Origin of the sequence: Proteus sp. STS61-E, assembly GCF_040932335.1 — a bacterium.
Classification (GTDB): domain Bacteria; phylum Pseudomonadota; class Gammaproteobacteria; order Enterobacterales; family Enterobacteriaceae; genus Proteus; species Proteus mirabilis_B.
Genome location: NZ_JBFQGE010000005.1, coordinates 39,284 through 52,199, shown reverse-complemented (window position 1 = coordinate 52,199; position 12,916 = coordinate 39,284). Strand labels below are relative to the sequence as shown.

General features: G+C 38.9%; 10 protein-coding genes and 1 other RNA gene. 5 read left to right on the top strand and 6 right to left on the bottom strand.

The annotated features are described in order from the left end of the window. Positions 1-13: 13 nt before the first annotated feature. From AB4J89_RS12595 to AB4J89_RS12585, 3 genes are all read left to right on the top strand, one after another. A complete protein-coding gene (locus AB4J89_RS12595) occupies positions 14-3,163 on the top strand; it encodes an efflux RND transporter permease subunit (protein WP_088493669.1) in 3,150 nt (1,049 codons plus the stop codon). A 641-nt stretch (positions 3,164-3,804) separates the two neighbouring features. Further along, entirely contained in the window at positions 3,805-4,167 is a 363-nt protein-coding gene (gene tomB, locus AB4J89_RS12590) for an Hha toxicity modulator TomB (protein WP_088493670.1), read from the top strand. Positions 4,168-4,212: 45 nt separating this feature from the next. Then, a complete protein-coding gene (locus AB4J89_RS12585; RefSeq protein ID WP_006535062.1) occupies positions 4,213-4,416 on the top strand; it encodes an HHA domain-containing protein in 204 nt (67 codons plus the stop codon). Between the two features lie 376 nt (positions 4,417-4,792). Here the strand turns inward: AB4J89_RS12585 and ffs are convergent. After that, positions 4,793-4,889, bottom strand: an RNA gene (gene ffs, locus AB4J89_RS12580) — signal recognition particle sRNA small type. 323 nt (positions 4,890-5,212) lie between these two features. Here ffs and tesB point away from each other — a divergent pair. Beyond that, the gene (gene tesB, locus AB4J89_RS12575; protein ID WP_368469456.1) at positions 5,213-6,088 is read left to right on the top strand and encodes an acyl-CoA thioesterase II; all 876 of its coding nucleotides are present in this window, start codon (positions 5,213-5,215) and stop codon (positions 6,086-6,088) included. 42 nt (positions 6,089-6,130) lie between these two features. Here tesB and amtB read toward each other — a convergent pair whose 3' ends face one another. The 5 genes from amtB to AB4J89_RS12550 all read right to left on the bottom strand — a co-directional run bounded on the left by amtB (position 6,131) and on the right by AB4J89_RS12550 (position 12,055). Next, positions 6,131-7,423, bottom strand: a complete 1,293-nt coding sequence (gene amtB, locus AB4J89_RS12570) for an ammonium transporter AmtB (protein ID WP_349473520.1) — start codon at positions 7,421-7,423, stop codon at positions 6,131-6,133. Positions 7,424-7,435: 12 nt separating this feature from the next. After that, positions 7,436-7,774, bottom strand: a complete 339-nt coding sequence (locus tag AB4J89_RS12565) for a P-II family nitrogen regulator (protein ID WP_088495958.1) — start codon at positions 7,772-7,774, stop codon at positions 7,436-7,438. 243 nt (positions 7,775-8,017) lie between these two features. Beyond that, entirely contained in the window at positions 8,018-9,805 is a 1,788-nt protein-coding gene (locus tag AB4J89_RS12560; protein WP_318619966.1) for a SmdB family multidrug efflux ABC transporter permease/ATP-binding protein, read from the bottom strand. After that, on the bottom strand, positions 9,792-11,537 hold the full coding sequence (locus tag AB4J89_RS12555) for a SmdA family multidrug ABC transporter permease/ATP-binding protein (RefSeq protein WP_311755350.1): 1,746 nt from the start codon (positions 11,535-11,537) through the stop codon (positions 9,792-9,794). The genes AB4J89_RS12560 and AB4J89_RS12555 overlap by 14 nt, the downstream gene beginning before the upstream one ends. Before the next feature lie 56 nt (positions 11,538-11,593). After that, entirely contained in the window at positions 11,594-12,055 is a 462-nt protein-coding gene (locus AB4J89_RS12550; RefSeq protein ID WP_036911686.1) for an Lrp/AsnC family transcriptional regulator, read from the bottom strand. A 158-nt stretch (positions 12,056-12,213) separates the two neighbouring features. Between AB4J89_RS12550 and queC the strand changes: the two genes are divergently transcribed. Further along, positions 12,214-12,912: a 7-cyano-7-deazaguanine synthase QueC gene (gene queC, locus AB4J89_RS12545; RefSeq protein ID WP_088493675.1), complete on the top strand. Its 699-nt coding sequence runs from the start codon at positions 12,214-12,216 to the stop codon at positions 12,910-12,912. The last annotated feature ends 4 nt before the right edge of the window (positions 12,913-12,916 follow it).

The following is a 12,916-nucleotide window of genomic DNA, read 5'->3' as shown; positions in this document are numbered from 1 at the left end:
GAGTCGGTGATCCATGCCTAAGTTTTTTATAGATAGACCGATATTTGCGTGGGTAATTGCGATAATTACCATGCTCGCAGGTCTTCTGGCACTCATCAAACTGCCTGTTGCCCAGTATCCAACGATTGCGCCGCCAGCGATTTCTATCTCTGCGGTTTATCCTGGTGCTGACGCCACCACTGTGCAGAACACCGTTACCCAAGTTATCGAACAGAATATGAATGGTATCGATAACATGGTGTATATGTCTGCGACCAGTGACTCAGCAGGTATGATGAATATCACTCTGACCTTTGAAGCAGGTACTGACCCTGATATCGCGCAAGTACAGGTGCAGAATAAACTGCAACTTGCCATGCCGTTATTACCTCAGGAAGTGCAACAACAAGGGATTAGTGTTGATAAATCCTCAAGTTCATTCTTGATGGTTGCAGGGTTCATCTCAAGTGACGGCTCAATGTCACAAGATGATATTGCAGACTATGTGGGTGCAACGATTAAAGACCCGTTAAGCCGTGTAACTGGCGTGGGTGAAACCCAATTATTTGGTACCCAATACGCAATGCGTATTTGGTTAGATCCAGATAAATTGGTGAAATATAACATGACAACACTTGACGTTATTGGTGCAATTAAAGCGCAAAATAACCAAGTGGCAGCAGGTCAATTAGGGGGTACACCTCCTGTTCCTGGTCAGCGTTTAAATGTATCAATCATTGCTCAAACTCGACTCAATAACGCAGAGCAATTTAGCGATATCCTGATGAAGGTCAACACAGACGGCTCACAGGTTAAGCTAAAAGATCTCGGTGTAGTTGAAATGGGTGCTGAAAGCTATAGTACCATTGCTCGCTTTAATGGCTTACCTGCTTCTGGTATCGGTATTAAATTAGCAACGGGTGCTAACGCATTAGATACAGCCACCGCTGTGCGTGCTGCATTAGCTGAAATGGAGCCGTTCTTCCCAGCAGGATTAGAGGTCGTTTATCCTTATGATACAACGCCATTCGTTAAGATCTCTATTTTTGAAGTGGTAAAAACGCTTGTTGAAGCTATCATGCTGGTATTCGTAGTTATGTATCTGTTCTTACAGAACTTCCGTGCTACGTTAATCCCAACAATTGCAGTACCTGTTGTATTATTAGGTACCTTCGCCATACTCTCAGCGTTCGGTTATTCGATAAATACCTTGACGATGTTCGCGATGGTACTTGCCATCGGGCTTCTGGTGGATGACGCCATCGTTGTGGTAGAAAACGTCGAACGTGTTATGCAAGAGGAAGGTTTATCACCTAAAGAAGCAACACGTAAATCCATGGGACAAATCCAAAGTGCATTGGTCGGTATCGCCCTTGTACTTTCTGCGGTATTTATTCCAATGGCATTCTTTGGTGGTTCAACAGGTGCGATTTATCGCCAGTTCTCTATCACCATCGTATCAGCAATGGTTCTGTCTGTTTTCGTTGCCTTGATTTTAACACCTGCACTTTGTGCGACCATGTTAAAACCTGTACCGAAAGGCAGTCATGGTGTGCAAACTGGTTTCTTTGGTTGGTTTAACCGTACCTTTGAAAAGAGTAGCCATCACTATACTGACAGCGTATCCCGTACACTTCGTGGTACTGGTCGTTACTTATTGATTTACGTTTTATTAGTAGCGGGTATGGCGTTAATGTTTATTCGCTTACCTGCATCGTTCTTACCTGAAGAAGACCAAGGTGTATTACTGACAATGGTTCAGTTGCCAGCTGGTTCAACGCAAGAACAAACGCAAGACGTATTAGAAAGAGTAAACGACTACTTTAATACCGATGAAAAAGAACTCGTTAAATCTGTCTTTACCGTTAGTGGCTTCGGCTTCGGCGGTCAAGGTCAAAATATGGGTCTGGTTTTCGTTGTATTGAACGATTGGGATGAACGTAAAGCAGATGAAGACAAAGTTCCCGCAATTGTAGGTCGTGCCAATATGGCATTATCCCAAATTAAGGAAGCCTTTGTTTACTCATTTAATATTCCAGCGATTGTTGAGTTAGGCTCTGCCGGTGGTTTCGAATTCGAGTTAGTGGATAAAGCTAACCTCGGTCATGAAAAACTCATGGAAGCTCGAAATCAACTACTTGGAATGGCAGCACAACAGCCTCAAATGTTAATGGGTGTGCGTCCTAACGGTCAGGAAGATACTTCACAGTATCGTCTGTATATCGACCTAGAAAAAGCACAAGCTCAAGGCGTTGCAGTGAGCGATATCTATTCAACATTAGGTACAATGTTTGGTGGTAGCTATGTAAACGACTTTATCGACCGCGGTCGTGTTAAGAAAGTTTACGTTCAAGCGGGATCTGAATTCCGTATGTTGCCACAAGATATTGGTAATCTTTATGTTCGTAACAATGTCGGTCAGATGGTTCCATTCTCATCGTTCATTGATACAAGTAAAGATCCTTGGTTATACGGCTCTCCTCGTTTAGAGCGTTATAACGGTTTACCAGCAGTTCAAATTCAAGGTAGTGCAACGCCAGGTCAAAGTAGTGGTGACGCAATGCTGATGATGGAAGATCTCGCAAGTAAATTACCAAGCGGTATCGGTTATGAATGGACAGGAATGTCATATCAAGAACGTTTATCGGGTAACCAAGCGCCTGCGCTGTATACCATTTCCTTGATAGTTGTATTCCTCTGTCTTGCTGCTCTTTATGAAAGCTGGTCAGTACCATTCTCCGTTATGCTAGTCGTTCCACTCGGTGTTATTGGTGCGCTTGCATTAACATCAATAAGAGGCCTTGAGAACGACGTTTACTTTAAGGTTGGGCTCTTAACAACCATTGGGTTATCGGCGAAAAACGCAATCTTGATTGTTGAATTCGCCAAAGACTTGATGGAGAAAGAAGGTAAAGGACTCATAGAAGCAACGCTAGACTCTGTTAGAATGCGTCTACGTCCAATTCTAATGACTTCACTGGCCTTTATGTTAGGGGTTATTCCTCTAGTATTAAGTAATGGTGCAGGTTCTGGTGCTCAGAACTCAGTAGGTACAGGTGTATTCGGTGGTATGATTGCCGCAACTTCCCTTGCTATCTACTTCGTTCCTATTTTCTTCGTCGTGATCCGTAGACGATTTGCGAAGAAAAATGAAGATTTAGAGCATCCAAATCATTCACACTAATTTGAATGAATTTGAGTAAAAATGCCAAAAAGGTCGCGAAAGCGACCTTTTTCTTTATCTGTTGATGTATTGTTTAAAATGAAAACTTATCTCATTATATTATTTTTAGGAAATATCTCTTTAATCAATAAATTCATTTTATTTTTTTTCTTATATGCGACTTTTTGTCAAAATTAAACAGCTCTGTTATTTATAAATAACAGCGATAATTATGCCTCATTTACACGCTTAAACATTCAAATCACAATAAAAACAAGTATAATCATCACGTTAAGAAGAATAGCCTTTAATTGGGGTTTCTCGATTTTTACGAAAATAGACAAAATTCTGTTGTTCAGATAGTGACTTATGCAATAATAGTGCTATATTAAGCAAAGAAATACTTATTGTATAAATTTTAAACTCATTTGTGTGTAATTGAGTGTTTAGTATTGTCTTTCGATATGCTATTACTTTGTTAGAAATAATAAATATAATTATTAAACTCTTTTAGCATACGAGTAAATATAAACACCCATTTTCAAATTTATGTTTTTTATTAATCCATTAATGAATTATGTGATGTATCCTATTAATAAGCTCATCTTTAAGTATTTATCATTATTAATGAATATTTTCTATTAATTCAATTACGATATGTTATGGACGAATATTCACCAGAAAAAGTAGATTTAGCCGAATTGTCGTTTCTATGCGAAGAGCTATTACAGCAAGCTTTAGGCTCATTAGATAAAGGCAACACAGTTTGGCACAATGATCTGAGTAGCACAAAAAGCGTTGACCTTAATGTCTTAATTGAACACATTATGGACTTCAGTTGGAAATTTAAGATTAAACACCCAGATAAACATGTAATTAACACGCTTATAGAAGAGTACCTTGAAGAGACTTATCGTTTATTTGGTAATACATCAATTTCTTACTCAGATATCAATAATTGGAAAGAGTTAAACCAATCACTTTTAACTCTAATTGCCAAAAACCCAAAAAGTTATATTAAGTAATTTTAATTATCTTTAGTTTTATTTTAATAATAGAGAAAAGACAACATGACTAAGACAGACTATCTAATGCGTTTAAGAAAATGTACTTCAATCGAGACATTAGAACGTGTGATTGAAAAAAACAAATATGAACTCTCTGATGATGAGCTGGAGCTGTTTTATTCAGCAGCAGACCACCGTTTAGCAGAACTCACAATGAATAAGCTATATGATAAAATTCCAGCGTCTGTTTGGAAATTTGTAAGATAATCTAGTTCTATTTAATTGCCTTAGTTTTATTTTTGCTATTTTTATTTTTTATAGTAGTAGGGTTATTAGTTCTTAATTTAGATATCGTTTTATTCACGTTTTCTTATCAGTAGAATGATTACACACCATCATGCCGTTGACTTATTACGGCATGACTGCACTGCTTTGCCCAAATATTCTTTCCATTTATAAACACTGTCGCAGATTTCCCAATAATAATTGATACATTAAGCACACTATTTTCTATTTAATAATATCGATTCTCAAGCCCACAGAAAATGGGGCTAAAAACACACTTATAAAGAGTAAAAATATTAGAAAGAGGGATAAAATTCTTAGAGGATAACATTTATGAAGGGCTAGAAATTGGGTGGGGCCTTGCCAGCGACATCCCGGCACACGCGACACCTGCCATGGCTGCTTCCTTCCGGACCTGACCGAGTTAACAAGTTAGCGTTGCGGGAGAACCAACAAGACCCCATAGATTGTCTTATTGCTAAGACGTCACGCATTATGTTTTAAACTGACTTAAATAGCAAGGAAAGCAAGCCTAAGTGATGATTAATTACCCAAATCTGCACTCACTGATTATTCAATTGCCTTTAACGCTCTTTTTGCCTCTCATAAATTCATCAAAAAGTATTCAATAAGCTGATAAATAATAATCTCCATCAACTCTGTGCGTTTATCACTAGGTTGCGATCTAAGAGAAAAAAGGAGATTATTTTTTATCTTCTTAGGATTGTATATAATCAACTTTATAAAAAATAACCAGATCTAATGATACAGGTACACTATGAGTCAGGCATTGAAAGATCTCATCAATTTGATGGCGCTTGAAAAAATAGAAGAAGGTCTATTTAGAGGTCAAAGCGAAGATTTAGGATTACCTCAAGTTTTTGGTGGGCAAGTTGTAGGACAAGCACTATACGCTGCAAAACAGACAATTGCTGATAACCGTTATATCAACTCATTTCATAGCTACTTTTTACGTCCTGGTGATAGTCATAAGCCTATCGTTTATGATGTGGAGTTTATTCGTGATGGCGGCTCATTTAGCACTCGTAGAGTCAGTGCTATTCAGCATGGTAAACCTATTTTTTATATGACGGTTTCTTTTCAAGAATTTGAAGAAGGTTTTGAACATCAAGATGCAATGCCTGATGTTTCTTTTCCAAATGAACTTATCTCACAACATGAGATTTTAAAGAAATTAGCGCCTAAATTACCTGAACCGATTAAATCTTTAGCGCTACGAGAAACACCTTTTGAGGCGCGTCCAGTACAATATTTTAGCCCTTTCGGCTACTCTAAAGCGCCTGCTGAACGCTATGTTTGGTATCGTAGCCGTGGTGAAATGCCATCTGATCCTTTCTTACATCAATACTTGCTTGGCTATGTTTCTGATTTTGACTTTTTACCAACCGCTCTCCAACCTTATGGTTTAGGCTTTATGGATACAAGTCTGCAAGTTGCTACGATTGACCATTCTATGTGGTTTCATCGTCCATTCCGAGTGGATGATTGGTTGCTTTATGTGATTGAAAGCCCTTCAGCATCAGGCGGTAGAGGATTTGTGAGAGGTAAATTCTTTAATACAAATGGTCAGCTAGTGGCGTCTTCTGTTCAAGAAGGGGTTATTCGCCAAAAACGTACTAAACATTCAAAATAATATCTTGGCATATTCCCCCCTCAAAAGAGGGGGAATAGACAATTACTGTTGATAAGCTCTTTCACCATGAGTTGTTAAATCTAATCCATCATGCTCTTCCTCTTCTGAAACACGTAAACCCACCAGCTTATCTGCGATTTTAAAACTGATATAAGCGACAACACCAGACCAAATCACAGTGATCACAACACTCATGAATTGAATTAAAACCTGTTTAATCAGTGTCATATCATCGCTATATCCCACACCACCTAAAAATGAAGCCGTAAATACCCCCGTTAATAGACAACCTGCAATACCGCAAGTACCATGAATACCAAAAACATCACAAACATCATCAGCTTTTAACCAGCGCTTTAAAACAACAACTCCCCAAAGCCCAATAATTCCGCCCATGACACCAATAAATAAAGCGCCCATCACTCCGACCGTGCCAGCAGCAGGCGTAATCGCCACTAACCCTGCAATACAGCCTGAACAACTGCCTAACATAGAAGGTTTGCCTCTGGTGATCCATTCTGATGCAGTCCAAGAAAGTACGGCTCCTGCGGTTGCAATGACTGTATTTAAAAACGCTAAAGCCGCAATTGCATTTGCACTGCCAGCAGAGCCTGCATTAAAACCGAACCAACCGATATAAAGTACAGCTGTACCTGTAAAAACCATGGGTAAATTATGGGGTTTAAGCGCTGTATGCTGGCTATCACGTCGATTACCAAGTAAGTAAGCACCAACAAGTGCCGCAATAGCAGCATTAATATGTACGACCGTTCCACCAGCAAAATCTAATGCGCCATCATCGATTAACCAGCCACCTTCTCCCCATACCATATGCGCAATAGGAATATAAGAAAAAGTGAACCAAATAATCGTAAAAATAAGTAATGCAGAAAAACGAATGCGCTCTCCTAATGCCCCAACAATTAATGCAACAGTGATAACCGCAAACGATCCTTGAAAAGCAACATGTACATATTGATTAATTGAGCCAGATAGTGAATCCAGTGAGACATTATTCAAAAAAGTAAGTGACCACCCACCCCAGACTTTATTACCCACAGTAAAAGCCAAACTGTAACCAAAAGTTATCCAAAGAATGACCACAACACTAAAGATCATCATCACTTGTGTTATCAATGAAAGTACGTTTTTACTTCTTAGTAATCCCCCATAAAACAATGCAATACCGGGTATAGTCATAAAAAAGACCAAAGCAGTACATATCAACATAAAGCCATTATCCGCCTTATCAACAAGCGCTGTTTCAGTCGCAAATGCAGATGAAGAAAAGTGTGTAAGCACTAACATCAATAGCAAAGAAAGTAAGCGTTTCATCGAATATCTCCTTTAAAGTGCTTCATCACCAGATTCACCGGTACGAATACGAACTGCCTGCAATAATTCCAAAACAAAAATTTTTCCATCACCAACTTTTCCTGTATCCGTTGCTTGCATAATCGCTTGCATAACTGGCTCAAGTTGCTCATCACAAATAGCGAGTTCTATTTTTACTTTTGGGAGAAAATTAACTTCATACTCGGCCCCTCTATACAGTTCGGCATGTCCTTTTTGCCGCCCATACCCCTTTACCTCACTGATTGTCATTCCCTTTATGCCTAACTCAGAAAGTAACTCTCGTACTTCTTCTAATTTAAATGGCTTAATAATGGCGATGATATATTTCATATAAACCTCGTCGATATTTAAAAGAACAAAGTTTATATAGCAAAGCAAAAGACATGCCATTATTTAACTCATTGATAAAATGATTAAATATCGAAACTTAGAATAATTAAAATCGAAAAACTCACAGAATTGGTGCAAAAAAATGACTGCCATTTTGCTCAAAGCAAGATAATCGGGAAATAAAAAAGGGCACATACATAAAGATGATGTGCCCTTTAAAATTATATTTTTTATTTAAGGTTATTATTCTACTTCAATAGGCTCTTGTTCTTGTAAAGACTCTCTGACTTGCTGTAATTGATACATATTATAGTATCTGCCTTTTTGTGAGAGTAACTTAGCATGATCACCCTGCTCGACAATTGCACCACGATGAAGCACTACAATTTCATTGGCTTCAATAATAGTGGAAAGTCGGTGAGCAATAACAATCAGTGTCGTTTTTTCCCTAACCACTTTTAACGCCTTCTGTATGGCTTGCTCTGTTCCTGAGTCAATATTTGCTGTTGCCTCATCCAGAATAAGAATACGAGGAGGTATTAATAGTACACGCGCCAATGCAAGTAACTGCTTTTGCCCAGCAGATAAGCGACTACCTTGCTCACCAAGTTCTGTTTGTAGCCCTTCAGGTAATGCTTTAGCCCACTGATCAAGTTGTACTGTTTCTAGTATCTGCCATAAATGTGACTCATCACATTCACGCCCTAATGTAATATTGTCATGCAGTGAACCTGACAGTAAAACAGGATCTTGCTGCACCATCGCAATACCACTGCGTAATGCGGCGTGAGAGTATGCTTCTAACGGTTGATTATCTAAAGAGATACTCCCTTTTTGCCAAGGGTAATTTCCCATTAATAAACTGGCTAAAGTACTCTTACCGCTTCCTGTGTGCCCAACAAATGCGACAAAATGACGAGCGGGAATAGTTAAATTGATATCTTTTAATACCCATTGCTCATCACGATACGCAAACCACAGAGAGTTAACGTCAATATGACCTTGGGTGATGATATGTGATGATGAACCGTAGTGCTGCAAAGGAGCATCCATTAGTTCAAAAACACGCTCACCAGAGACAACTGCCTGTTGTAAAATCGATTGTTGCGATGTCAGGGTGATCAAGGGTTCATTTAATCGACCCAAATAACTAATAAATGCATAAATAACCCCAACACCAATAACAGCACTGCCTTGATACCCAAACAGCATTAATAAACCACATAGAACCAACGCAGAGAGCATACTTAGTAAAGGACGTAATAACAGGCCATCAAGTTTTAACGCTTTCATACGTGCTTGGTAATGTTGCCAGCTGTCATCTGACATTCTTTCACCAAATCGAGCTTGTTGCCTAAATTGCTGAATAACTGACATACCATTGATGACCTCGTGGAAGCCATCATTTATATTGGCAAGGAAATGGCGCACATTACGAACTATTGGCGTACTAAGTCGCTGATAAAGCATCATCACACCGATAACGGCAGGGAAGATTGTCATCGCGATTAATGCCATTTGCCATTCTAATAAGAACATGGCTATCAGCATTACAACCACTAAAGCAATCGCTCGGAATAATGTCGGTAACACGTTCACAAACAAATCTTTAATCGTCTCGGTATCATTTGTTACACGAGAAATTAACTGCCCCACAGGTTGATTATCGAAAGCACTTAACGGCTGTTTTAGTGCCGCACTCATCACATCCGTGCGTAATTGTTGCACAACCCCAACGGCAGCATGATTAAACACAATAGCTTGATAATAGTGAAGTGTGGCGGCTATCACCTGTAAAAGAATAAAAGCTAACGCCAAACCTAATGATGACATTAATTCCACATTATTTGTGGCGACTTTTGCATCAATAAAATAACCAACAATTAATGGGCCACCCACTTCTGCAACGGCGGCTACCCACAACATAATGACTCCCCATGTCATGGGTTTGCGATAGGTTTTGCCATAAGTCAAAAGACGCTTTAATGCAGGTAATAGCGCTTTAACGGATTTATTTTTATTCATCGTCATCCAGCGCGGCCTCTAATTGCTGATAATGGTACATATCTTGATACCAACCCGGTATTGAAATTAATTGCTGATGTGTACCTTGCTCTATAATCTCACCTTGTTTTAAAACTAAGATATTCGTAGCACCAACTAATGCAGATAAGCGGTGAGCGCTAATAATTAACGTTCTATCTTTTCGCCATTGCGACAAGTTTTGCAAAATTTGATATTCAGTTTGCCCATCAACAGCGGATAGAGCATCATCTAATAATAAAATTTCAGCATCCAATAATAGCGCTCGAGCGATAGAAATACGCTGTTTTTGCCCACCAGATAACATCACGCCCTTTTCACCTACCTGCGTTTGATACCCTTCAGGTAAGCGTAAAATATCCTCATGAATATTTGCCAGTTTCGCAACAGACTCTATTTCTTCTTTTGTCGCATTAGGACGACCTAAGGCAATGTTTCCCGCAATGGTATCTGAAAATAGGAATGGTGTTTGATTAACAACTGCCAAGCGTGCTCGCCATTCATCAAGTTTCAATTGATAAATAGGTATGGATTGAAAACAAATTTCACCTTCAGTCACATCGTAAAGTCGTTGAATAACGGTAAGTAATGTACTTTTTCCACTCCCAGTCATTCCACAAATACCCAACATTTCACCGGGTGATAATGTGAAATGAACATTTTTCAGTGATTCTGTTGTTTGTTCAGGATATTGGAAACGTTTGATATCAACAGATAGCACACCTCGACCTTGCTTTGGTGATAATTCACCATCAATCATATCGAGTTTTTCATCCAATAAACTATTAATTCGGCTATAAGCAGCACTGCCACGCTCAACAATATTGAACATCCATGCTAATGCCAGCATTGGCCAGATCATTTGCCCCAAATACATCACAAAACTGGTTAATTCACCCAATGTCATTTTGCCATTAATAACAAAATAGCTTCCACCCGCAACAGCGAGTAAATTAGCAAAACCAATAGCCATGAAAATAGTAGGATCGAATAGCGCATCAATTCGTGCAACACGCATATTTTGGCGTCCAGTTTCTTTTGCTACATCATCAAAACGAGAGGCATGTTGTTGTTCTAGACCGAATGATTTGATCATGCGAATACTACTCAAGCTTTCTTGTGCTTGATTATTGAGTGAAGAGAAAAGTGCCTGTGCGGTTTTAAAGCGACTGTGTAGTTTATCTCCATATCGCTTAATCAAAATAGCCATGATTGGCATAGGTAATAATGAAATTAGTGTTAGTTCCCAACTTAACTGAATACTCATCATGACAAGCACAGCAAGCCCCATCACCATAGAATCCACTAAGGTCAGTACACCTTCGCCCGCTGCGAAAACGACTTTATCAACATCATTTGTGGTACGTGCAATTAAATCACCAGTACGATAACGGTGATAAAATGAAGAGGATTGTTGGTTAAGTTGTTGGTAAATTTGCATCCGCAGTTTTACTGCGAGTTGATAAGATGCACCAAATAACCAAAGACGCCAAAAATAACGCAAAAGATAAACTGCGAGGGCAATTAATACCATCACACCAATCCAATTCATTACTTGGCTAAACGTCAGACTATGGTTATCGACACCATCCACAATGATCCCAACAATCTTCGGAGGGATCACCTGTAATACTGCGATAACCATCAATAAGAAAATGGCACCTACATAACGACGCCATTCACTGAGGAAATACCAACTGAGCTGTGAAAATAGAGCCACGCCTTAAATCCTAAGGTTATACAAAAAATAAAAGTGCCAGTTGGTAAAGATGAACCTTATTCAGGTATCGGCATTGCCGTTGTGTATTTAATTTTTTCCATTGCGAAGTTAGAAGTCACGTCAATAAGACCCGGTACGCCATTAACCATACGCTTATAAAATAGGTCGTAACTTTTCATGTCTACTACTTCAACATGCATTAGATAATCACACTCACCCGCCATTCGATAGAATGTCAGTACTTCTGGCATTTGCTTAACAAATGAAACAAACTGTTCGTACCATTCGCTATTATGTTGCTGTGTTCTAATCATAACAATAACTGTTAGACCTAGCCCGATTTTTTCACTATCAAGCAGCGCAACACGCTTACGAATATACCCCTCATCCTCTAGTCTTTTCAATCGTTTCCAGCAAGGTGTTGAGGTTAGGTTAACAGCCTCAGCCAAAGTATTCAGTGAGAGGCTTGAATCTTCCTGTAACAGCGCTAATAGTTTACGGTCAATCTTATCTAACATAGATACTCCTTCAAAATATGCCCCTACAAAAAATAATGATAACCTGCCCCTTACTATAAGAGTAATCATCTAATGATAAATCGGTAATAAATTGCCATAATATATGTACTTTTATGCGTACTAATCCTTATAGAAATTCAATATTCAGGAGTATTCTGATGAAAAAAACGGTCGTTGTCTTTAGTGGTGGACAAGATTCGACAACCTGCCTTATTCAAGCGTTGGAAAAGTACGATGAAGTACATTGCATTACGTTTAATTATGGGCAACGCCATAAAGAAGAAATTGAGGTAGCACAAAAAGTTAGTCAATTACTGGGGGCAACTGCGCATAAAGTTTTAGATGTAAGTTTACTTAATGAACTCGCTATCAGTAGCCTAACTCGCGACAATATTCCTGTTCCTGATTTCAAAGAAAGTGAAGAAAGTGATATTCCAAGTACCTTCGTACCGGGTAGAAATATTCTTTTCCTCACTTTGGCGGCAATTTACGCTTATCAAATTGGGGCTGAGAGTGTCATCACAGGTGTTTGTGAGACTGATTTTTCTGGTTACCCTGATTGTCGTGATGAATTTGTAAAAGCACTGAATCATGCTGTCAGCTTAGGTATTGCACGTGATATTAAATTTATCACCCCATTAATGTGGCTAGATAAAGCTGAAACTTGGGCTCTTGCTGATTACTATAAAAAGTTAGATTTCGTTCGTCACGAAACCTTAACTTGCTATAACGGTATTCAAGGTGATGGCTGTGGTGAATGTGCAGCCTGTCATTTAAGACAACGCGGATTAAGCACTTACTTAGCCGATAAAACACCTATTATGCAGGCAATGAAACAGAAAGTGGGCCTTAAATAAGCAT